This is a genomic window from Oryzomonas rubra (assembly GCF_008369015.1).
Taxonomy (GTDB): domain Bacteria; phylum Desulfobacterota; class Desulfuromonadia; order Geobacterales; family Pseudopelobacteraceae; genus Oryzomonas; species Oryzomonas japonica.
The window spans coordinates 100,853-123,592 of sequence record NZ_SRSD01000003.1; the positions used below are offsets into that span (position 1 = coordinate 100,853).

The 22,740-nt window shown below is 59.8% G+C and carries 23 protein-coding genes, 1 tRNA gene and 1 riboswitch; of the genes, 17 read left to right on the forward strand and 7 right to left on the reverse strand.

What is annotated here, in order from left to right:
* Position 1: 1 nt before the first annotated feature.
* The 7 genes from ET418_RS05520 to rpsB all read right to left on the reverse strand — a co-directional run bounded on the left by ET418_RS05520 (position 2) and on the right by rpsB (position 5,566).
* Positions 2-1,162, reverse strand: a complete 1,161-nt coding sequence (locus ET418_RS05520; protein WP_149306592.1) for a 1-deoxy-D-xylulose-5-phosphate reductoisomerase — start codon at positions 1,160-1,162, stop codon at positions 2-4.
* A 4-nt stretch (positions 1,163-1,166) separates the two neighbouring features.
* On the reverse strand, positions 1,167-1,961 hold the full coding sequence (locus ET418_RS05525) for a phosphatidate cytidylyltransferase (RefSeq protein WP_149306593.1): 795 nt from the start codon (positions 1,959-1,961) through the stop codon (positions 1,167-1,169).
* Complete coding sequence (locus ET418_RS05530) at positions 1,949-2,704, reverse strand: isoprenyl transferase (protein ID WP_149306594.1); 756 nt, start codon at positions 2,702-2,704, stop codon at positions 1,949-1,951. Before ET418_RS05530 ends, ET418_RS05525 begins: the two co-directional genes overlap by 13 nt.
* Positions 2,704-3,261 carry a ribosome recycling factor gene (frr, locus tag ET418_RS05535; protein ID WP_149306595.1) on the reverse strand — a complete coding sequence of 186 codons (558 nt, stop codon included), beginning with the start codon at positions 3,259-3,261 and terminating at the stop codon, positions 2,704-2,706. Before frr ends, ET418_RS05530 begins: the two co-directional genes overlap by 1 nt.
* Positions 3,262-3,265: 4 nt before the next feature.
* On the reverse strand, positions 3,266-3,985 hold the full coding sequence (gene pyrH, locus ET418_RS05540; protein ID WP_149306596.1) for a UMP kinase: 720 nt from the start codon (positions 3,983-3,985) through the stop codon (positions 3,266-3,268).
* Between the two features lie 111 nt (positions 3,986-4,096).
* Positions 4,097-4,747, reverse strand: coding sequence for a translation elongation factor Ts (tsf, locus tag ET418_RS05545; RefSeq protein ID WP_149306597.1), 651 nt, complete (start codon positions 4,745-4,747; stop codon positions 4,097-4,099).
* A gap of 45 nt (positions 4,748-4,792) precedes the next feature.
* The gene (gene rpsB / locus ET418_RS05550; protein WP_149306598.1) at positions 4,793-5,566 is read right to left on the reverse strand and encodes a 30S ribosomal protein S2; all 774 of its coding nucleotides are present in this window, start codon (positions 5,564-5,566) and stop codon (positions 4,793-4,795) included.
* Positions 5,567-5,811: 245 nt separating this feature from the next.
* Here rpsB and ET418_RS05555 point away from each other — a divergent pair.
* The 17 genes from ET418_RS05555 (at position 5,812) to kdpA (ending at position 22,738) form a co-directional block, all read left to right on the forward strand.
* Positions 5,812-5,886: transfer RNA gene (locus ET418_RS05555), tRNA-Val, on the forward strand.
* A 624-nt stretch (positions 5,887-6,510) separates the two neighbouring features.
* A riboswitch (SAM riboswitch) is annotated at positions 6,511-6,613 on the forward strand.
* A 77-nt stretch (positions 6,614-6,690) separates the two neighbouring features.
* Entirely contained in the window at positions 6,691-7,935 is a 1,245-nt protein-coding gene (locus ET418_RS05560; RefSeq protein WP_149306599.1) for an O-acetylhomoserine aminocarboxypropyltransferase/cysteine synthase family protein, read from the forward strand.
* Between the two features lie 14 nt (positions 7,936-7,949).
* Positions 7,950-8,162 (forward strand): sulfur carrier protein ThiS, encoded by a 213-nt coding sequence (gene thiS / locus ET418_RS05565; RefSeq protein ID WP_149306600.1) that lies wholly within the window; start codon positions 7,950-7,952, stop codon positions 8,160-8,162.
* A gap of 2 nt (positions 8,163-8,164) precedes the next feature.
* Entirely contained in the window at positions 8,165-8,974 is an 810-nt protein-coding gene (locus ET418_RS05570; RefSeq protein WP_149306601.1) for a HesA/MoeB/ThiF family protein, read from the forward strand.
* A 170-nt stretch (positions 8,975-9,144) separates the two neighbouring features.
* The gene (locus ET418_RS05575; RefSeq protein ID WP_149306602.1) at positions 9,145-9,549 is read left to right on the forward strand and encodes a M67 family metallopeptidase; all 405 of its coding nucleotides are present in this window, start codon (positions 9,145-9,147) and stop codon (positions 9,547-9,549) included.
* An 85-nt stretch (positions 9,550-9,634) separates the two neighbouring features.
* Positions 9,635-10,588: a 4Fe-4S dicluster domain-containing protein gene (locus ET418_RS05580; protein ID WP_149306603.1), complete on the forward strand. Its 954-nt coding sequence runs from the start codon at positions 9,635-9,637 to the stop codon at positions 10,586-10,588.
* A gap of 13 nt (positions 10,589-10,601) precedes the next feature.
* Positions 10,602-10,829, forward strand: coding sequence for a sulfurtransferase TusA family protein (locus tag ET418_RS05585; RefSeq protein WP_149211059.1), 228 nt, complete (start codon positions 10,602-10,604; stop codon positions 10,827-10,829).
* A gap of 72 nt (positions 10,830-10,901) precedes the next feature.
* Positions 10,902-11,906 (forward strand): sulfate ABC transporter substrate-binding protein, encoded by a 1,005-nt coding sequence (locus ET418_RS05590; protein WP_149306604.1) that lies wholly within the window; start codon positions 10,902-10,904, stop codon positions 11,904-11,906.
* Positions 11,907-12,086: 180 nt separating this feature from the next.
* Positions 12,087-12,917, forward strand: a complete 831-nt coding sequence (gene cysT / locus ET418_RS05595; RefSeq protein ID WP_149306605.1) for a sulfate ABC transporter permease subunit CysT — start codon at positions 12,087-12,089, stop codon at positions 12,915-12,917.
* Between the two features lie 82 nt (positions 12,918-12,999).
* Positions 13,000-13,866 (forward strand): sulfate ABC transporter permease subunit CysW, encoded by an 867-nt coding sequence (gene cysW, locus ET418_RS05600; protein ID WP_149306606.1) that lies wholly within the window; start codon positions 13,000-13,002, stop codon positions 13,864-13,866.
* Positions 13,867-14,006: 140 nt separating this feature from the next.
* Positions 14,007-15,044, forward strand: coding sequence for a sulfate/molybdate ABC transporter ATP-binding protein (locus tag ET418_RS05605; RefSeq protein WP_149306607.1), 1,038 nt, complete (start codon positions 14,007-14,009; stop codon positions 15,042-15,044).
* A 138-nt stretch (positions 15,045-15,182) separates the two neighbouring features.
* Positions 15,183-15,878 (forward strand): phosphoadenylyl-sulfate reductase, encoded by a 696-nt coding sequence (locus tag ET418_RS05610; RefSeq protein ID WP_149306608.1) that lies wholly within the window; start codon positions 15,183-15,185, stop codon positions 15,876-15,878.
* A gap of 15 nt (positions 15,879-15,893) precedes the next feature.
* Positions 15,894-16,973 (forward strand): tRNA 2-thiouridine(34) synthase MnmA, encoded by a 1,080-nt coding sequence (mnmA, locus tag ET418_RS05615; RefSeq protein ID WP_149306609.1) that lies wholly within the window; start codon positions 15,894-15,896, stop codon positions 16,971-16,973.
* A 157-nt stretch (positions 16,974-17,130) separates the two neighbouring features.
* Positions 17,131-18,030 (forward strand): sulfate adenylyltransferase subunit CysD, encoded by a 900-nt coding sequence (gene cysD, locus ET418_RS05620; protein ID WP_149306610.1) that lies wholly within the window; start codon positions 17,131-17,133, stop codon positions 18,028-18,030.
* Positions 18,030-19,709 carry a sulfate adenylyltransferase subunit CysN gene (gene cysN, locus ET418_RS05625; RefSeq protein WP_149306611.1) on the forward strand — a complete coding sequence of 560 codons (1,680 nt, stop codon included), beginning with the start codon at positions 18,030-18,032 and terminating at the stop codon, positions 19,707-19,709. Before cysD ends, cysN begins: the two co-directional genes overlap by 1 nt.
* A gap of 80 nt (positions 19,710-19,789) precedes the next feature.
* A complete protein-coding gene (gene larE / locus ET418_RS05630) occupies positions 19,790-20,611 on the forward strand; it encodes an ATP-dependent sacrificial sulfur transferase LarE (RefSeq protein ID WP_149306612.1) in 822 nt (273 codons plus the stop codon).
* A 342-nt stretch (positions 20,612-20,953) separates the two neighbouring features.
* Complete coding sequence (kdpA, locus tag ET418_RS05635; protein ID WP_149306613.1) at positions 20,954-22,738, forward strand: potassium-transporting ATPase subunit KdpA; 1,785 nt, start codon at positions 20,954-20,956, stop codon at positions 22,736-22,738.
* The last annotated feature ends 2 nt before the right edge of the window (positions 22,739-22,740 follow it).

Sequence of the window (22,740 nt, forward strand, 5' to 3'; positions counted from 1 at the left end):
ATCAGTTCACCATTCCCCGGCAGATCTCGCGCGCCCGGTCGCGTCCCCAGCGGTCGGCCAGCAGCACCTCTTCGATGGATTTCAGGTTATGGGCCTCATGGGCGTCCATGGTCCGTTCAATGACTTGGGCGATCTGCATGAAACCGAGCCGCCCCTCCAGGAACGCCTCCACAGCGATCTCGTTGGCGGCATTCATCACGGCCGGCATGCTCTCCCCGTCCTTGATGGCGCGATAGGCCAGGCCGAGGCAGCGGAATTTTTCCCTGTCAGGCCTGAAGAAGGTCAGCCCGGACAGAGCGGTCAGGTCGAGCGGCTTGACGCCGGTAGCCACCCGTTCCGGATACGACAGGGCGTAGGCGATGGGGGCCTTCATGTCGGGCGAGCCCAACTGGGCGATAACGCAGCCGTCCACGTATTCGACCATGGAGTGGATGATGCTCTGGGGGTGGATGTTGACGTCGATCTTCTCCACGGGCACGCCGAACAACCAGCGCGCCTCCAGTACCTCCAGCCCCTTGTTCATCATGGTTGCCGAATCGATGGTGATTTTGCGCCCCATGCTCCAGTTGGGATGATTGAGGGCATCCCGCACGGTGACGCCGGCCAGTTGCTCGGTCGGCGTGTTCAAAAACGGACCGCCCGAAGCGGTCAGGATGATCCGCGTGATATCCTCGCTACGATGCCCTTCCATGGACTGGAACACGGCGCTGTGCTCGCTGTCCACCGGATAGAGCTTGACGCCGTACTCGGCGACCATATTCATGAAGAGATGCCCGGCGGTGACCAGGGTTTCCTTGTTGGCCAGGGCGATATCCTTACCGGCCCGAATGGCGGCGGCGGTGGGGACCAGACCGGCGGCGCCGACGATGGCGGCCACCACCATCTCCGTCTCGTCGGCGGTGGCTGCGGCGATCAGGCCTTCGACACCTCCCAGAATCTCCACCGTCACCCCGGAACACATCTCCCTGAGACGGGGGACATCCTCCTGGGCGGCGACCACGGCGATGCGCGGCGAGAACGCTTTGATCTGGCGGGCGAAGAGTTCGAGATTGCGGCCGGCGGTCATGGCGACCACACGGAAACGGTCGGGGTACGCGGCGACGATCTCCAGAGTGCTGACGCCGATGGAACCGGTTGAACCGAGAATGGTAAGATGTTTCATAGAGCTATCCCTTGAAAAAATAGATGACGTAGTAATAGAGGGCCGGCGCGGCGAAGATGATGCTGTCCAGACGGTCCAGCACGCCGCCGTGGCCGGGGATGATGGTCCCGGAATCCTTGACCCCGAAACTGCGTTTAAGTAATGATTCGAACAGATCGCCGGCCTGCCCGAGGGCGCCGATGAACAGGGCCGTCACCAGGGCATCCCGAAAACTCAATTGGGGGAAGAAGCTGAACTTGGCGATCAGGGTGCCGACAATGCTGCCGACGAGCCCGCCCAGAGCCCCTTCGACGCTTTTCTTGGGGCTGACCAACGGGTAGAGGGGGTGCTTGCCGAAGGCGCTGCCGGTGTAATATGCCGCCGAATCGTTGGTCATGACGATCAGCATGATGACCAGGAGCCATTGAATGCCGTAGGTCGTCTGGCGCAGCGCGACCAGGTGCATCAACAGGAACGGGATGTAGAGAAACGCCAGCATGGCATAGGCGATCTCCCGCGCGGCATCGGCCACCTCCCGGATACGGAAGAGGAACAGGAGGGCAAAGCCCAGAAACAGGAGAGCGACCCCTGCCAGGAGATGGCGATCATTGCCGAAAAAGGGGATGAAAATAAAGAGCGTCCCGCAGACGGCTGCCGGCCACACCTCAACGGTCCTGGCCGGGAGGGCCATACGGTAGAATTCATGGATGCCGATGAAGACGAAGATGGCCAGCAGACAGGCGAATAACAGCGGGCCGCCCTTGAGAATGGTCAGGATCAGGACCGGCAGGAGGATAAGCGCTGAGATCAGGCGTTTAATAAGGAGCCCCTATTCAGTAGTTGGTCGCTGGTTTTGCCGAACCGCCGTTCACGGGATTGGAAGTCGGCCAGAGCCTTGTGGAACTCGTTGATGGTGAAATCGGGCCAGTAGGTTTCGGTAAAATACAACTCGGTGTAGGCCAGTTGCCACAGCAGGAAATTACTGATGCGCATTTCTCCGCTGGTGCGGATCAGGAAGTCGGGGTCGGGCAGTCCCCCGGTATCGAGATAACCGGAGAAGAGCTCCATCGTGATGTCGTCCGGTTTGATTTTTCCGGCCGCCACGTCCCGGGCCAGCCGGCTCGCCGCCATGCTGATCTCCTGGCGGCCGCCATAGGAAAGCGCCAGGGTCAGCACCATGCCGGTATTGCCGGACGTCTCGCGAATGGCGTCTTCCAGGGTCGCATTAACGTCATCGGGCAGATCGCTGCGGTTGCCGATAACATTGTAGCGGATATTCTTGCGCATCATGCGCGCCGTTTCCTGGCGGATATACTTCTTGAGTAGCGCCATCAGCGCCTTGACCTCCATTGCGGGACGGGACCAGTTTTCCGAGGAAAAGGCGAAGAGGGTCAGGTACTTTATCCCCAGAAGGGACGCCTGCTCCACCACCATCTTGATGGTCTCGGCCCCGCGCTGGTGGCCTACGATGCGCTTGAGCATGCGCTGCTGAGCCCAACGCCCGTTGCCGTCCATGATGATGGCAAGATGCGTGGGCAGTTTGCCCGGTTCGAGCGGTTCCATCAGACTTCCATGACCTCTTTTTCCTTATGGGCCACGGCCTCGTCTATCTTGGTCTCGAAGTTCTTGGTAATGTCCTGAACATCCTTTTCATACTTTTTCAGTTCATCTTCCGTGACCGCCTTGTCCTTTTCCAACTTCTTCAGTTTATCCATCGCGTCGCGGCGGATGTTGCGCAGGGCAACCTTGTCCTCTTCGGCCTTTTTCCTGAGATCCTTGACGATTTCCTTGCGGCGTTCCTCGGTCAGCGGCGGCAGGTTGAGACGGATGATCTTGCCGTCGTTGGAGGGGGTCAAGCCGATATTGGCGTTGAGGATCGCCTTTTCGATGGGGCCGATCATCTTGGCCTCCCACGGGGAGATGGTAATGGTGCGCGGCTCCGGCACCGCCAGGGTCGCCACTTGGCTAATGGCGGAAGGATTGCCGTAATAGTCCACCTTGACCGCATCGAGAATGCCGGTGCTGGCGCGGCCGGTCCTGATCTTCTGGAATTCTACCTTGAGAACGCTGACGGTCTTTTCCATATGGGACTTCATGTCGTCGATCACGGCCTTTGGCATAGTTCTATTCTCCTTGTACGATTGTTCCGATTTCTTCGCCGCAGATGACCTTCTTGATGTTCCCCTCGGTGGTCAGATCGAATACGATAATCGGCAGGTTGTTATCCATGCAGAGCGAGGTCGCGGTGGCGTCCATAACCTGCAGCCCCATCTTGAGCACTTCGAGATAGGTGAGCTTCGGCAGTTTGACCGCCGTGGCATCCTTCTTCGGGTCGGCCGAGTAGACACCATCCACCTTGGTTCCCTTGAGGATCACCTGGGCGTTGATCTCCATGGCCCGCAGGCTGGCTGCGGTATCCGTGGTGAAGTACGGGTTGCCGGTGCCGGCGCCGAAGATCACCACCCGTCCCTTTTCAAGATGCCGTATGGCCCGCCGGCGGATATACGGCTCCGCCACCTCCTGCATGGCGATAGCCGACTGGACGCGTGTGGAAACCCCCACCTTCTCCAGGGCGTCCTGCATGGCCAAGGAGTTGATCACGGTGGCCAGCATGCCCATGTAGTCGGCGCTGGCACGGTCCATCCCCTTGGATGAGGCGGCCAGGCCGCGAAATATATTGCCGCCGCCGATCACGAGCGCCAGTTGGACCCCCGAGTCCACTACCTCTTTGATCTCCCGGGCGATGGTGCTGATGGTCAGCGGATCAATGCCGTATCCCTGGTCGCCGGCGAGCGATTCGCCGGACAGCTTCAAGAGCACTCTGGAAAATGACGGCCTGTTCATGGTCTGCTCCCGTCTTGAATGTGATGTACGTATGAAGTCGTCAGATTTGAAATGATACCAAGGCGGCGAGTAAAAAAAAAGCCGGCCATGGCGGCCGGCTTCGGCGTCTGATTACATGCCGGCCGCTGCTGCCACTTCGGCAGCAAAGTCCGATTCCTTCTTTTCTAACCCCTCGCCCAAGACATACTTGGTAAAGCGGCGAATGGACATATTCTCGCCGATCTTGGCGATGGTTTCATTGAGGTACTGCTCAATGGTCTTATCCGTATCCTTGACGTAAGCCTGCTCCAGGAGACAGACATCGGCGTAGAATTTGTTGACCTGCCCCTCAATGATCTTCTCAATGATGTTTTCCGGTTTGCCGGTTTCACGGGCCTTGGCGCGATAGATTTCCTTCTCGCGCTCCAGAACGTCGGCAGGCACTTCCTCGCGGCGCACGCAGGTGGGCGAGGCAGCAGCGATATGCATGGCGATGTCCTTCACGAAGACCTGGAAGTTTTCATTCTTGGCAACGAAGTCGGTCTCACAGTTGATCTCGACCATGACGCCGATCTTGCCGCCGGCGTGGATATAACAACCGACGGCACCTTCAGTGGCGGCTCTGCCGGCCTTCTTGGCGGCAGCGGCAAGCCCTTTTTTGCGCAGGTAATCCACGGCTTTTTCGAAATCACCGGTACTTTCTTCAAGGGCCTTCTTGCAATCGAGCATGCCGGCCCCGGTCGATTTTCTCAGTTCGTTGATCTGTGCAGCAGTAACAGCCATCATATCCTCCTTCCCCGTACCAGGGGATCAATGTATAATCAGTGCCTATTCGGCAGTCTCGCCGGCAACATCTTCAACCGCTTCAGCAGCGGCGAATTCCTCGGTCCCTTCGCTGTCGGCCTGAAGAGCGGCGTTGCGGGCCTGGTTACCTTCGATGGAAGCGTCGGCAATCTTGGAGCTCAGCAGACGGATGGCGCGGATGGCGTCGTCGTTGCCGGGGATGACGTGGTCGATGGGATCGGGGTCGCAGTTGGTATCGACGATGGCAACAACGGGAATGCCCAGTTTGTTGGCTTCCTGAACGGCGATCTCTTCGTTCTTGGGGTCGATGACGAACATCAGGCCGGGAAGTTTGTTCATCCCTTTGATGCCGCCCAGGATCTTCTGGAGCTTTTCCCGCTCCTTATCGAACTGGAGAGACTCCTTCTTGGTATAGGCGTCAACAGTGCCGTCCTCGAACATGGCGTCGAGCCGTTTGAGACGGTCGATGCTCTGCTTGACGGTGGCGAAGTTCGTCAGCATGCCGCCCAGCCAGCGCTGGTTGACGTAAAACATGCCGCAACGGGTCGCCTCTTCGGCCACCGAGTCCTGAGCCTGCTTCTTGGTGCCGACAAACAACACGGTGTTGCCGCTTTCGACCGATTCCTTGACGAAGTTGTAAGCGGATTTGAAATAACGGACGGTCTTCTGCAGGTCGATGATGTAAATCCCGTTACGGGCCCCAAAGATATAGGGTTTCATCTTGGGGTTCCAACGCTTGGTCTGGTGGCCGAAATGGACGCCGGCCTCCAGCAGTTCCTTCATGCTGATACTTGACATATTCTTCTCCTTTGGTTTTTCCTCCGCCCCGTTGAATCCCTGCAAGCCACAAGGGACACCGCCGGTTCATTACCCGAGGCGTGCGAATTGAAATCGGAATTTTATAGCATGATAGCCACGGGATGACAAGCAAAATCACCTCCGGGTACGTGCGTCTTTCTTCCCGGCCCTCCATGACGCCACACAATTTTTGATCAGGGGGGCTTGACAGAAACCGCAGGCTCTGTTATTCAATTGGAACATTCGGGCGCTTAGCTCAGCGGGAGAGCACTGCCTTCACACGGCAGGGGTCACTGGTTCAATCCCAGTAGCGCCCACCAATGAAAACCATAATGGCTGGCCAACTTGGCAGCCATTTTTTCGTTCGAGCACGGCACGGCCAAACAAAAAATCCGTTCAGCTTTTGATGCTGCCATTGCTTGTTATTTAAATTTGAGAAATACAAGCAGATGAAAAAGTTCACTTTGTCATTGCTGATCTGTCTTGCAGTCATGGCAGGATCAAGATCGTCGCCCCATTCAAAATAGACATTTTTCTAAAATTCCGCGGGGATTCCCTGAAGATCGATGGCAGCAACCTCTCCCTGACCAAAATCAAATAACTCACGCTACGCATTATCCGCGTTGAACAGGCACAAAGGCCGAGGGAACCATTCCCCCGGCCTTTTCTTTTTCAAGCATTCGATAGATCACATCACGCCCTGCAGCGCAATCAGCGTCAACATTCCGCTCCGCCCCTGGCATATGCGTATTCACCACTAAAATACGTTACAATTTTATCGAGTGATGGCCATAACTTATTAGCTCAAAAACCATCGCAACGTTCCTCATGGAAAAATTGACCCACAAATACATCACCAATATGCTAAATATATCCTAAAAATTTATTGACAAAATATATGTAGTTTGTAAATATTGCTTCAAGACAATCGAATAACAACTCAGACCTTATTGAGAGTGGTGGAGGGAAAGGCCCGACGAAACCACAGCAACCGGCCCAGACGGGGCGACAGGTGCTAATTCCTGCCGGTACCGGCAAAGATGAGGTGGAGGTTGCGAAACCCATCCTTCGTGACACCCATCCCATCTGACATCAGATGGGATTTTTTTATGGAGACACATCAAATGGAAACACCACTACGTTTTGATTCGCTACTCGTGCATGGCGGCCTGGAACCGGGACCTGCGGGCGCCACCTCGGTCCCCATCGTTCAGTCCAGCGCCTTTGCCTACGAAACAGCCGATGCCCTTGAGGATGTCTTTCGCGGCCGGGCGGCCGGACAGGTCTATACCCGCCTGGGCAACCCGACTACCGAGGCCCTGGAACGGCGCCTGGCACTGTTGGAGGGGGGCGGCACGGCCATAGCGACCGCTTCGGGCATGGCGGCCATCACCACCACGGTCATGACCATCCTACGGGCCGGTGACGAGATCCTGGCGTCTTCCTCCCTGTTCGGCGGCACCTTTTCCCTGTTCCGCGATACCCTCTCCAACTTCGGCATCACGGCCCGCTTCGTCGATCCCCTTGACCTGGAATCGGTCCGGGCCGCCATCAACGACCGAACCCGGCTCCTGTTCGTCGAGACCGTGGGCAACCCCAAACTGGATGTACCCGACCTCCCCAGACTGGCCGAGATCGCCCACCAGGCGGGACTCCCCCTGATCGTGGACGCCACCGTCACCACCCCCTATCTTGCCGACGGCGCCAAACTGGGGGCGGATATCGTGATCCATTCCACCAGCAAGTACATCAACGGCAGCGGCACATCCATCGGCGGCGTCATCATCGACCGCGGCGTCTTCAACTGGAACACCGCCCGTTTTCCCCATTTCGAACCCTTTCACAAAAAATATCGCCAATTTGCCTTTACCGCCCGCGCCCGCAAGCTGGTGCACAAAGACGTGGGGGCCTGCGCCGCGCCGTTCAACTCCTTCCTGCTGACCGAGGGCATCCAGACCCTGGCCCTGAGGATGGAGCGGCACTGCAGCAATGCCCTGGCCCTGGCGCGTTTCCTCGCACAACACCCCAAGGTGGCGTGGGTCAACTACCCCGGCCTGGAGGACGCCCCCGGCCATGGGGTCGCCACCCGCCTGTACGGCGGCCGCTACGGCGGGCTTTTGACCTTCGGCACCGGCTCCAAGGAAACGGCCTTCCGCGTCATCAACGCCCTGCGTATGGCTAAAAACCTGGCCAACATCGGCGACGCCAAGACCCTGGTGATCCACCCGGCCAGTACCATCTGCGCCGATTACCCCCTGGAGGACAAGGCACTCATGGGGGTGTGCGAAGACCTGGTCCGGGTGTCGGTCGGCATCGAGGCCTCCCAGGACATCATCGACGATTTCAATCAGGCGTTGGACGCCATCTGATACGGAGAACTGCTATGAACATAACTATCAACGGAAAAAAAACCACCCTTGCAGAAAACCCGGCCCGCACCGTAGAATCCCTGCTGGAGGAACTGGATGTGGCGCAGCGCCAGTACGTTACCGTGGAACTGAGCGGCGAGATCCTGGAACGGGACGCCTTCGGGAACACGCTGGTACAAGACGGCGACGCCCTGGAATTCCTCTACTTCATGGGCGGAGGACGCTGACCATGCTGACCGACGAACAGATCGAACGCTATTCCCGCCACATCATGCTGAAAGAGGTGGGGGGCAAGGGGCAGCAGCGACTCTTCGATGGCCGCGTGCTGATCATCGGCGCCGGCGGCCTGGGGGCGCCCATCGCCCTCTACCTGGCGGCGGCAGGAATAGGCACCCTCGGTATCGCCGATGCGGACGACGTGGACCTGTCCAACCTGCAACGCCAGGTGATCCATTTCACCCCCGACGTGGGCAAGCCCAAGGTGGAATCGGCCCGGGAGAAGATGGAGGCCATCAACCCCGCCGTTCAGGTCAAAACCTACAAGGAATGGGTCAACGCGGCCAATATCGCGGACATCATCCGCGACTACGACTTTGTCATCGACGGCACCGACAACTTCGCGGGCAAGTTCCTGATCAACGATGCCTGCGTACTGGCCGGCATCCCCTACTCCCATGGCGGCATCCTGCAGTTCGACGGCCAGACCATGACCGTCAAACCGGGGGAATCGGCCTGCTACCGCTGCATCTTTCCCGAGCCGCCCCCCAAGGACGCCATTCCCACCTGCTCCCAGGCCGGGGTGATCGGCGTGCTGCCCGGCGTCCTGGGCACCATCCAGGCCACCGAGGCGATCAAATTCCTGCTGGGCAAGGGTGAACTGCTGACCAACCGCCTCCTCACCTACAACGCCCTGCGCATGAAGTTCCGGGAGATTCCGCTCAAACGCAACCCGGCCTGCCCGGTCTGCGGCGAGCACCCGACCATCACCGAGGTAAAGGACGAACTGGACGCCCTGACGGTCTGCGATCTGAAGAATTAAACCATTCGGGTTACCTGTGCCACAGAGGCGCAGCGTTAACGAAATTGAGTGATGGTATTTAATGCCACCTCGTTACCGTTCCTCCATCGTGGCAAGCGGTTTTAGACGTACTCCGTGATTTGCTCTGTGTCTCCGCGTCTCTGCGGCAAATACGTAGTGAGGTGTTCATTGTGCTGAAAATTCCCGATTCCATCCATGCCGACCTGATCGCCCATGCCCGCGAGGGATTCCCCCTGGAAGTGTGCGGGATTCTCGGCGGGACGGGCGATACCGTATCTGCGATCTACCCTATGACCAATACCGATGCCAGCAACGAGCACTTCATGATGGAGCCGCGGGAGCAGTTCAGCGTGGTGAAGGATCTGCGGGCCAAGGGGCTCTCCATGCTGGCCATCTATCACTCCCACCCCGAGACGCCGGCCCGCCCGTCTCAGGAGGATATCAAGCTGGCCCTCACGCCGCTGGTTTCCTACGTCATCATCTCGTTGGCCGATCCCACGAACCCTGCCGTGAAATCCTATAAGATTCACGACGGAAATGTAGAGCCTGAGCCGATCGAAACGATTAAACACTAAATCGGTAATAAAACATAAAAATATTCTTGACAATGTCTATGTGTTTAATATAGGTTTAAAGCATACTTTTTCAGGAGAGAAATAAATGTCAAAGGCACAGCAGCCCACAAAGATAGATTTGAGCAATCTCAAGTCCGGCGGGTTCATCAAGGAGCGGGGTAAAGACCTGTTCACCGTGCGTCTGCGGGTTCCCGGCGGCAGGATGTCGGTGCCCCGCCTGAAAAAGATTGCGGAAGTGGCGGAAAAATACGGCGGCGAATTTGTCCATCTTTCCGTGCGGCAATCCATCGAGCTGATCAATATCAACTTCAAGGATTTCGACGTGGTGGTGGAGGAATTGGGCGAGGCGACCCAGAAGGTTGCCTCCTGCGGGGCGCGAGTGCGCGTTCCGGTGGCCTGCGGCGGGTGCGAGTACAACCCCAACGGCCTGGTTGACACCCAAAAGTCGGCTCTGGAGGTGGATGAGAAGCTGTTCGGTACCGCCACCGGCCACCACAAGTTTAAGGTTGCCTTTGCCGGTTGCCCCTTCGACTGCCCCAAGTCGGCCACCAACGATGTCGGCTTCCAGGGCGCGATCTACCCTCAGTTGGACAAGGCGGCCTGCATCAGCTGCGGCCTGTGCGCCAAGAGCTGCGTCCCCAAGGCGATCACCATGGGTGAGGACAACAAGCCGGTTTTCAACGCCGAACGCTGCATCTGGTGCGGCGACTGCGTCAAGGTTTGCCCAACCAGCGCCTGGAGCGAGAAACGGCGCGGCTACACGGTGCGTATCGGCGGCAAGTGGGGGCGCAATCCCTTGGTCGGCACGCTGTTCGCCACCTTCCTCCCCGAAGAACGCGTACTGGACTTCATCTCCGCAGTATTGGGGTGGTACAAAGAAAAGGCGGAGTCCCTGGGGCGCATCAGATTGGGGGACATTATCATCAAGGAAGGCCCCCAGGCCCTGCTCGACCATCTGCGGAAGCAGTTCCCAGACAACACGGTTACGGCAACCATACCGCCCCAGGTCATTGAGACCCAGGTGGGAATACGATCATGAAAGGAGCATGCTCATGCAGGTGATCGATCTGCGGGGCGTCGGTTGTCCCACGAACTTCGTCAAGGCCAAGCTGGCCCTGGAGGATATAGCGGCCGGGGAAACGGCCCAGATCCTCCTGGATGACGGGGAGCCGGTCAAGAATGTTCCCCGCAGCCTCAAGGCCGAAGGGCACAAGTTGCTGGGACTGCGGCAAACGGATGAAGGCCACTATGTCCTGGAGCTGGAAAAGGTTGAGGATTAACACTGGATCAGCGCATTATTTTGGGGTTTATTTCTATAAACTCTATAGACAAAAATAGGAGGTAACACGATCATGCACCCACGCAAGCTTGTCACCACCATCGCCGTACTGTCGTTAACCCTTGCAGCGGCATTGCCGGCATTTTCCGCGCCGGGCGTCACCCTGCAGAACGTTTCCTACGACCCGACCCGTGAATTGTACCAGGATTTCAACAACGCCTTTGCCAGATACTGGCACAAAAAGAGCGGCCAGAACGTCACCGTCAAACAGTCCCACGGCGGCTCCGGCAAACAGGCCCGTTCGGTCATCGACGGCCTTGATGCCGATGTGGTCACCCTGGCCCTGGCCTACGACATCGACGCCATCCAGGAAAAAGGACTGATCAAGCCCGGCTGGCAGAAACGCCTGCCCCACAACAGCTCTCCCTACACCTCGACCATCGTCTTTCTGGTACGCAAGGGCAATCCCAAGCATATCAAGGACTGGAGCGATCTCATCAAGCCCGGCATCTCGGTCATAACCCCCAACCCCAAGACCTCCGGCGGCGCCCGCTGGAATTATCTGGCAGCCTGGGGCTACGCCCTGCACCAGAAAGGTGGCAACGAGGCCAAGGCGAGAGAATTCGTCACCAAACTCTTCAAAAACGTGCCGGTGCTTGACTCCGGAGCCCGCGGCGCCACCAACACCTTTGTGCAGCGCGGCCTGGGCGATGTACTCCTGGCTTGGGAAAACGAGGCCTTCCTGGCCATCAACGAGTTGGGACCGGACAAATTCGATGTCGTCACCCCGCCCGAGAGCATCCTGGCCGAACCGCCGGTAGCCGTTGTGGACAAGATTGTGGATAAACACGGCACCCGCAAGGTGGCCGAGGAATACCTGAAATATCTCTACAGCGCCGAAGGGCAGCGGATCGCGGCCAAGCATTACTACCGTCCCGTCGACAAGAAGGTGCCCACCAAGCTGGCCAAACTCAGGCTCTACACCATCGACCAGGCTTTCGGCGGCTGGCAGAAGGCCCAGAAGAAACATTTCGCCGACGGCGGGGTGTTCGACCAGATCTACGGTGCAAATAAATAAGTGATACACTTTTACTGCAATGTGAGGGGCGGGCACTCCCTGCCCCTCACATAACAAACCCAAATACGTTTCAGCATGATCCCGAGCGAGAGGAAGCGCATGAAACCGACAATCTCCCACACTATATGGGAACCGTCACGCCTCTTCCCCCCGGCTCGGTAGCATCCAAGGGCCTCAATCATGAAACTTTTCAAGCGCCATAACAACGTCCTGCCCGGCTTCGGGCCGACCATGGGGTACACGCTCCTCTACCTGAGTCTGCTCGTGCTGATCCCGCTCTCTGCCCTGATCTTCAAGACCGCGGGGCTGAGCTGGCACGACTTCGTGGCCGTTGTAACGGCGCCGCGGGTGCTGGCCTCCTACAAGGTCACCTTTGGCGCCGCCCTGGCGGCAGCCGGCATCAACGCCCTGTTCGGCGTCCTGGTGGCCTGGGTGCTGGTGCGTTACCCCTTCCCCGGCAAGCGGCTGGTGGACGCCCTGGTGGACCTCCCCTTTGCCCTGCCCACGGCGGTGGCCGGTATCACCCTGGCGACGGTCTACTCCGCCAACGGCTGGGTGGGGCGCTATCTGGAACCCCACGGCATCAAGGTAGCCTTTACCCCCCTGGGGATCATCGTAGCCATGACCTTCATCGGCCTCCCCTTCGTGGTGCGCACGGTCCAGCCGGTGATCGAGGAGTTGGACAGCGAGATCGAAGAGGCGGCTGCCTGCCTGGGGGCCAACCGCCTGCAGACCTTCCGCCGGGTATTGTTCCCGCTCTTGCTCCCGTCAGTTTTGACCGGCTTTGCCCTGGCCTTTGCCCGGGCCGTGGGTGAGTACGGCTCGATCATTTTCATCGCCGGCAACATGCCCATGGTCTCGGAGATCACCCCCCTGGTCATCATCACCAAACTGGAACAGTACGACTACCAGGGGGCAACGGCCGTGGCCACGGTCATGCTGGTGGCATCATTCGTCATACTGCTGGTCATCAACCTGCTCCAGAAGTGGAGCAGAAGGTACGCCGACTAACTACTGAGACTTATGGGACTTATAGGTCTTATGAGACCTATAAGACCTATAAATAACCGTCTTTTATTCTCTCGAGGTCCCCATGTCCGCACCAACCACAACATACGCCGCAAAGGCAAACGACAACCACCGCATCACCGAACCGGCCCTCGTGCGCTGGGGGTTGACGGTCGTGGCCCTGGTTTTCCTGGCCCTGTTCCTTGTCCTCCCCCTGGCGGCGGTGTTCAGCCAAGCCTTCGAAAAAGGGTTGGACGTCTACCTGACCGCCCTCAAGGAGCCGGACACCCTGTCATCCATCAAGCTGACACTGATCACCGTCGCCGTGGCGGTGCCGCTCAACCTGGTGTTCGGCGTGATGGCGGCCTGGGCCATTGCCAAGTTCACCTTTCCGGGCAAGAACCTGCTGATCACCCTGATCGACCTCCCCTTCTCGGTCTCCCCGGTCATCTCGGGCCTGATCTTCGTGCTGCTGTTCGGCCGCCAAGGATGGCTGGGCCCCTGGCTCGACGCCCACGACATCAAGATCGTCTTCGCCGTGCCGGGCATCATCCTGGCCACCATCTTCGTTACCTTCCCCTTCATCGCCCGGGAGTTGATCCCGCTCATGGAGGCCCAGGGGAGGGACGAGGAGGAGGCAGCCCTGGTGCTGGGCGCCAGCGGATTGCAGACCTTTTTCCGGGTCACCCTGCCCAACATCAAGTGGGGCATCATCTACGGCGTGATCCTGTGCAACGCCAGGGCCATGGGGGAATTCGGCGCCGTGTCGGTCGTCTCAGGGCACATCCGCGGCAGCACCAACACCGTGCCGCTGCACGTGGAGATCCTGTACAACGAGTACAACTACACAGCCGCCTTTGCCGTGGCATCGCTCCTGGCCTTCCTGGCCCTGATCACCCTGGTGGTGAAGACCGTGGCAGAGTGGAAGGTCCGGCAGCAGTTAGGTAACTGATAGTAAAAGCTAAAACCTGCCAAGACACGGAGAAAGGCGAATCTCCAAAGAATGAAGGACAACCGCATCACGGTTTTCCATGAGTCCTATCAGTCACATAAGTCATATAAGTAAAAGAATCTGATTTTATAGGTGATCCCATGAGTATCGAGGTAGAAAACATCCATAAGCAGTTCGGCAGCTTCACCGCCCTGAACGACGTCACCCTTTCCATCCCTTCGGGAGAACTGGTGGCACTGCTGGGACCGTCCGGGTCGGGCAAGACCACCCTGTTACGGATCATTGCCGGCCTGGAACGTGCGGACAGCGGGCGCATCCTCTTCAACGGCGAAGATACCACCGAACACCATGTGCGGGAGCGCAAGGTCGGCTTTGTCTTCCAGCATTACGCCCTGTTCAAACACATGACCGTCTTCGACAACGTGGCCTTTGGGTTGAACGTCAGGCCGCGCGGCACCCGCCCCTCCAAATCGGAGATCAACGCCAAGGTTATGGATCTGCTGCGCCTGGTACAGTTGGAAGGTTTGGCGCAACGCTATCCGGCGCAGCTCTCCGGCGGCCAGCGCCAGCGCATCGCCCTGGCCCGCGCCCTGGCGGTGGAGCCGCAGGTGCTGTTGCTGGACGAACCGTTCGGCGCCCTGGACGCCCAGGTGCGGGCTGAACTGCGCCGTTGGTTGCGCAAACTGCACGACGAGATCCACGTCACCAGTGTCTTCGTCACCCACGATCAGGAGGAGGCGCTGGAGGTGGCCGACCGCATCGTGGTCATGAACAAGGGGAGGATCGAGCAGGCCGGCACGCCGGACCTGGTCTACGACCACCCCGCCAACCCGTTTGTACTCAACTTCCTGGGCAACGTCAACCTGTTCCACGGCCGCCTGAACCAGCCGGGCGCCGACCAGCATGGGGCAGACGAAAACGCCGTGTCGTACGTCCGCTCCCACGACATCGAGATCGAGCGCAGCCCCCAGGACTCGACGGCCCTGAAGGCCGAGATCAGGCATATCCAGAAACTGGGCCCCTCGGTGCGGGTCACCCTGGCCATTGACGCCACCGGAGAGTTCATCGAGGCGGAGTTAACCAGGGACGTATTCAAGAACCTGGGATTGCAGCAGAGTGAGCAGGTATATGTGCGGCCACGCCAAGTCAGGGTGTTCGTGGAGGATTACCAGATTTAGCGAGGAACGCGCCTTTTCCGCCCTGGCTGCGTAAGTCTTCGGGCTGGATCGTGCGACGTAGCGCTGCTACGTCTCCTCACCATCCCTCGACAGCCTTGCCAGGACGAAAAAATCGCGTTCCGAAGAGAAAGGCAACTAATGAGTGCAAACATTCCTGAAATAACGGCAAACGCCACCCCGGCGGAGATTCTCCGCGCCGGCATCGAGGCCGCAGGGGGGCCGGTATCCCTGGCCTGCTCCTTCTCCCTGGAGGATGTGGCCATTATCAATATCGCCCATGAAGCGGGGCTTTCCCTGGGGGTATTTGCCCTGGACACCGGGCGGCTGAACGAAGAGACCTACGAGGTGGCCGATGCCCTGGTGGAACGCTACCATCTGCACATCGACTGGTTTTTCCCCCGCCACGAAGAGGTCGAGCGACTGGAACGGGCCGAGGGGCTCTTCTCCTTCCGCGAATCCCTGGACAAGCGCCACGCCTGCTGCCATATTCGCAAGGTGGAGCCGCTCTCCCGGGCTCTCACGGGGCTTGCAGGCTGGGTGACCGGCATGCGCCGCGAGCAGAGTGTCACCCGAAGTGATCTGAAGGCCGTCGAATTGGACTCACTGAACGGCGGCATCTTGAAGATCAACCCGCTGATAGACTGGAGCGAGGAGCAACTCACGAGCTATACCGACGAGCACCGGCTGCCCAAAAACCGCCTGTACAGCCAAGGGTACCGTTCCATCGGCTGCGCCCCCTGCACCAGGGCGGTGCAACCGGGCGAGGATGCCCGCGCCGGCAGGTGGTGGTGGGAGAATCCCGAGAACAAGGAATGCGGGCTGCACCGGCGATAACGGTATGAGGTCAACATGAGCAAAAAACATGTCGTGATAGCCATGAGCGGCGGCGTCGATTCATCGGTCAGCGCGGCCCTGCTGAAGGAGGAGGGTTACGAGGTGACCGGGGTGTCGTTGCAGTTGTACGATCCGGTCCCCCGGGAGCCGGGAAGCCGGATAAAGACCTGCTGTTCCCTCGATGATGTCATGGATGCGGGCAGGGTGGCCAAGAAGCTCGGCATCCCCTTCGAGGTAGTCGACATGCGGACCGAGTTCAAGGAACTGGTCATCCAATACTTCATCGGGGAATATGCGGCCGGTCGCACCCCCAATCCCTGCATACGCTGTAACGACCTGATCAAATTCGACCTGCTGCTGAAGAAGGCGCACGAGATGGGGGCAGATCTGCTGGCAACCGGTCATTATGCGCGTATTGCCGAGGATGGGGCGGGCAAGAAATGGCTATTGACCGGTCTCGACGCCGCCAAGGACCAGTCCTACTTTCTCTTTACCCTGACCCAGGAACAGCTGCAGCACGTCCTTTTTCCGGTCGGCATGCTCGAAAAAACCGCAGTCAGGAAGCTCGCCGCCGAATTCAACCTCCCGGTGGCGCAAAAGCATGAGAGCCAGGAGATCTGCTTCATTCCCGACAATGACTATGTGAACTTCCTGGAGAGCCATGGCGTAGATCAGAAACCGGGTGATATCGTGACCGGTGACGGAACCGTTGTCGGCCGTCACGCCGGGATGCACCGCTACACGATCGGACAGCGAAAGGGGCTGGGGATTGCCTGGAAACATCCGCTGCACGTACGGGCCATCGACACGGACACGAATCGGGTCGTGGTGGGGGGGCGCGAAGAGTTGGCGGCCCTGTCCCTGACTGCGGCCCACTCGACCTGGAACACCACCCCCGCAGCGACGAGGTTTCGCGCAACATGCCGCATCCGCTACCACCACAAACCGGCACCGTGCGAGGTGGTCATGCTTGCGGAAAACCGCTTCGAGGTGCACTTCGATGAGCCCCAGACCTCCGTGACGCCGGGACAGGCCGCGGTGCTTTATGACGGGGAGCGAGGGGAGCGGGTCCTAGGGGGCGGTTGGATAGAGTGAAACAAAAAAAGGTTCAACCTATCGGATGTGGATTTTTCGTCAGGGCAAGGCTGTCGAGGAACCCCGCGGAGGCGTAGCAGCGCTACGCCGCACAAGCGGGTTCCGAAGACTTACGCAGCCCTGGCGGAAAAGCCGCATCCGTACTAACGGAGACAACATGAACTTGACACATTTACAGCAGCTTGAAGCCGAAAGCATCCACATCATCCGCGAAGTCGTCGCCGAATTCGGCAACCCGGTGATGCTCTATTCCATCGGCAAGGATTCTGCGGTCATGCTGCACCTGGCCCGCAAGGCATTTTACCCGGCACCGCCGCCGTTTCCCCTCCTGCACGTGGACACCACGTGGAAGTTCCGGGAGATGATCAGCTTTCGGGACCGCATGGCGGCCGAGTGCGGCCTTGAGCTGATCGTACATGTGAATGAAGAGGGGGTACGCAGGGGTGTCACCCCCTTTACCCACGGCTCGGCGCTTTACACCGACGTCATGAAGACCGAGGGACTGAAGCAGGCGCTGGACCGCTACAAGTTCGACGCTGCCTTTGGCGGCGCCCGCCGGGATGAGGAAAAATCACGGGCCAAGGAGCGTATTTTTTCCTTCCGCAGCGCCAACCACCGCTGGGACCCCAAAAATCAGCGCCCGGAGTTGTGGAACCTGTACAACACCCGCGTTAAACCGGGCGAGAGCATCCGCGTCTTTCCCATCTCCAACTGGACCGAACTGGACGTCTGGCAGTACATCCACCTGGAACAGATTCCGATCGTCCCGCTCTACTATGCCGCCGTCAGGCCGGTGGTGGAGCGGAACGGCATGCTCATCATGGTGGATGACGACCGCCTGGAACTCAAGCCGGGGGAAGTCGTGCAGCACAAGTCGGTCCGTTTCCGGACCCTGGGCTGCTACCCCCTGACCGGGGCCGTGGAATCCACTGCCGACACCCTGCCGGCAATCATCCAAGAGATGCTGCTGACCCGCACCTCGGAGCGCCAGGGGCGCCTGATCGACCACGACCAGGCAGGGTCGATGGAGAAAAAGAAACAAGAGGGGTATTTCTAATGGCACACCAGTCGGATTTGATCGAAAAAGATATCCTCGCCTACCTCAAGAGCCAGGAGGAGAAATCCCTGCTGCGTTTCATCACCTGTGGCAGCGTGGATGACGGCAAGAGCACCCTCATCGGGCGCCTCCTGTGGGATTCCAAGATGGTGTTCGAGGACCAGCTGGCGGCCCTGGAGGTGGACAGCAAAAAGGTCGGCACCCAGGGGGGCGCCATCGACTACGCCCTTCTGCTGGACGGTTTGCAGGCGGAGCGGGAACAGGGGATTACCATTGATGTGGCCTACCGGTACTTCTCCACCGATCGGCGCAAGTTCATCGTCGCCGATACCCCCGGCCACGAGCAGTATACCCGCAACATGGTCACCGGCGCCTCCACCGCCCAGGTGGCGGTGATTCTGGTGGATGCCCGCAAGGGCCTCCTTACCCAGACCAGACGCCACAGCTACCTGGTTTCCCTGGTGGGTATCCGCCATATCGTCCTGGCGGTGAACAAGATGGACCTGATCGGTTTCGACCAACAACGTTTCGATACCATCTTGGGCGACTATCGGCAGTTCGCCGCCCCGCTCGGTTTTGACTCCATAACGGCCATCCCGATCTCCGCCCTGAACGGGGACAATATCATCGAACCGAGCGTCAACACCCCCTGGTATCAGGGGCCCACCCTGATGAACTACCTGGAAACCGTCCAGGTTGAGGGTGAGAACGTGGAAAAGCCGTTCCGGCTGCCGGTCCAGTGGGTGAACCGCCCAAATCTGGATTTTCGCGGCTTCTGCGGCACCATTGCCGCCGGTACCGTTCGTCCGGGCGACGAGGTGCGGGTCGCCTCGTCGGGACGCACCAGCCGGGTGGCCCGGATCGTCACCATGGATGGCGACCTGCCCGAGGCGACCGCCGGTCAGGCGGTGACCCTGACCCTGGCGGATGAGATCGATATCAGCCGGGGCGACACATTGTCCGTCCCCGATGCCCCGCCGCTCCAAACCCGTTTCCTGGAGGCGCACCTGGTATGGCTCCACGACGAGCAGTTGCATCCGGGGCAGAGCTACCTGATCAAGACCTCCTGCGCCGTGATCCCCGGTCGTGTCACGACTCTGCGGCACGTGGTGGATGTCAATACCCTGGAACAGAAGCAGGCGCCGACGCTGAGACTCAACGAGATCGGTGTCGGGCTCCTGGAACTGGACCGCCCGGCGGCCTTCGATCCCTACCGCCTGAACCGTGCAACCGGCAATTTTATCGTTATCGACCGCTACACCAACGCCACCGTGGCGGCAGGGATGGTTATCGCTGCGGCGCCGGAGATCCTGCAACCCCAGGAATTGGTGGCGGGGGGCATCCCGGCACCGGCGGCCGAAAGCAACGCCGCCACCCGGCGGATCGACCTGGGGGCCCGTTTCATAAACGGCGACGAGGGGAACCTGGTGGATCTCACGGAGGAGCCCGGGCAGATCGAATTCGACGTTAGCCCGGCCTTTCTCGACGCCCTGGCGCAGGGAAACCGGGTGCTCTTCCGTCTGCGCAGCCCCGAGCAACTCCCGCCGGTGGCCCTTTTAGCCTACGAGCACAGCCTCCAGTGCACCTTCAGCCGGGCTGGCGACCGGGTAAACCTGATCCTTTTCAGCGGTCCGGCCATTACGATACCCCTGGATGGGGGAGCCGATACCGGCCTCTAGTTTTCGCTATGAGTATCTGCCGGATTCCGGTAAAATTTGTAAAGAAGTATCAAGCTTGTCTGAAAGGATTTGCGCCACCCATGGATCAGGCACTACTGAACAAAACCACTGAACTCAAGAAGCTCCTCGCCGGGATGGGCGGGTGCGTGATCGGCTTTTCCGGCGGGGTGGATTCCACCCTCCTGTTTGCGCTGGCGGCGGAAGTGCTGGGGCCGCGCGCTCTGGCGGTCACCGCCACCTCCGAGACCTATCCCGAACGGGAACGGCGGGAAGCCGAGGCGCTGGCCGAGCGTATCGGCGGCCGTCACCGGCTGGTCGTGTCCGAGGAGCTGGATATCCCCGAGTTCCAGGACAACCCGCCCAACCGTTGCTACTACTGCAAACACGAACTGTTCGGCAAGCTGCGCGCCATCGCCGACCAGGAGGGACTCCCCCATGTGCTGGACGGCACCAACGTGGATGACCGGGGCGATCACCGTCCTGGCCGCCAGGCAGCGGCGGAGATCGGGGTGCGCAGCCCCCTGGAGGAGGCGGGATTCACCAAGGAGGATATCCGCCAACTCTCCCAAGCCATGGACCTTCCCACCTGGGACAAGCCGGCCTTTGCCTGCCTCTCCAGCCGCTTTCCCTACGGCACCGCCATCACCGCGGAGCGGGTCCGCAAGGTAGGGCAGGCCGAGGAATCCCTCCGGGAACTGGGGTTCCGCATCCTGCGCGTCCGCTACCACGACAGCGTGGCGCGGGTCGAGCTGGGGCAGGAGGAGTTTGCCCAGGCGGTGGGACCGTTGCGGGACGAGGTCGGCCGCCGGGTCAGGGCGGCAGGCTTCACCTATGTCGCAGTTGATCTTCAGGGGTACCGCACCGGGTCCATGAACGAGGGGATCGCCGCCGGGACGCCGTGATGCACGAAGAACCGGCCTGATGGCCCATACCCCAACCTTGAGAGAGGGTCAGCACGTTGGTGCCGACCCTCTTTTCTATTTCACCCCCACTATTTATGCAACTCCCTTCCTGTAAATGCCGTTAACGTCCCCATCAGTGGCATTGACCTTTTCTTGACGCTTTTCCCCTCCATTTTCACACCATCTTTACCTGTTACGTCCTATCGTAACAGTGAAGGATAAAAACACGCCCCGGAGGGGCCCGTCCCACAAAAGGAGCCGGATACATGGTACACTTTCTACAAAACGTGACAGGGGAAGATTCATCGCGCAGCCCGATACCCACACAGCGGAGAAACCGTCATGAACTCCTATGATTGGCTGCAAATTATCTGCTTCTTTGTCGTTCTGCTGGCCCTGATCAAGCCCCTGGGTAGTTTCATGGCACACGTTTACCAAGGGGAGCGGACCTTCCTGTCGCCCCTCCTCGTTCCCTGCGAAAACCTGCTGTACCGCATCTGCGGGGTGGACAAGGAGAGTGAGATGGATTGGAAGCGCTACGCCGGGGCCATGGTCCTTTTCAACCTGGTACTCTTCGCGGCGCTCTTCGTCATGCTGCTGACGCAGCACCTGCTGCCCCTCAACCCGCAGAAATTCCCCGCCTTTACCTGGCAGTTGGCGCTCAACACCGCCATCAGCTTTGTCACCAACACCAACTGGCAGGCCTACAGCGGCGAGTCGGTAGCCAGCTACTTCACCCAGATGGTCGGGCTGACGGTGCACAACTTCGTCTCGGCCGCCACCGGCATGGCCGTCGTGATCGCCCTGATCCGCGGCTTTGCCCGGCGCAGGACCTCCCTGCTGGGCAACTTCTGGGTCGATATGACCCGCGGCACCCTCTACATCCTGCTCCCCTTGTCGCTGGTCGGCGCCATCTTCCTGGTCTCCCAGGGGGTGATCCAGAACTTCTCCGCCTACAGGACCGTGCCGCTCCTACAGGCGGTGACCTACGACAAGCCGAAGCTGGACGCCACGGGCAACCCGCTCAAGGACGCCAATGGCAATGCGGTCACCGAGAGGATAACGGCGAAGGAGGTCACCATCCCCATGGGACCGGTGGCCTCCCAGGAGGTCATCAAGGAGTTGGGGACCAACGGCGGCGGTTTCTTCAACGCCAACTCGGCCCACCCTTTTGAAAATCCGACCCCCCTCTCCCATTACGTGGAGATCCTCCTGATCCTGCTGATCCCCGGCGCTCTCACCTACACCTTCGGCGTCATGGTGGGCAATACCCGACAAGGGTGGACGCTCCTGGGGGTGATGCTGGCGCTCCTGATCATCTCCTTCGGGGTCCTGCAAGGCGTGGAGAGCAGCGGGAACCCGCTCGTGGCAAAACTCGGCGTCCAGGGGGCCAACCTTGAGGGCAAGGAGGTGCGCTTCGGCCTGGCGGGCACCAGCCTGTTCGAGGTGGCCGCCACCGGCACCTCCTGCGGCGCCGTCGCGGCCATGCACGACTCCCTGACCCCCATCGGCGGCATGGTGCCCCTGGGCCTGATCCTGCTGGGCGAGATCGTCTTCGGCGGGGTCGGTTCCGGGCTCTACACCATGCTGGCCTTTGCCGTCATTGCGGTCTTCGTGTCCGGCTTGATGATCGGCCGGACGCCCGAATATCTGGGCAAGAAGATCGAAGTGCGGGAGATGTGGATGTCGATCACCACGATCCTGACGGCCGGGATCATGGTCCTCGTCCTCTCGGGCATCGCCTTCCTCGTCCCGGCGGCCGTGGCCTCCATGGCCAACCCCGGCGCCCACGGCCTCTCCGAGGTGATCTACGCCTTTGCCTCCATGGCCAACAACAACGGCAGCGCCTTTGCCGGGCTGAACGCCAACGTCAACTTCTACAACCTGGCCGGCTCCCTGGCCATGATTGCGGGACGCTACGTCCCGGCCATCGCCGTACTGGCCATGGCCGGCTCCCTGGCGGAGAAGAAGTATATCCCTCCCAGCCTGGGTACCCTGCCGACCGACAAGGTGCCCTTTGCCCTCTGGCTGTCGCTGGTCATCCTGATTGTGGGGGCGTTGACCTTCTTTCCGGCCCTGGCCATGGGACCCATCGTCGAACATCTGACCATGCCGGGAGGTAACTAGGC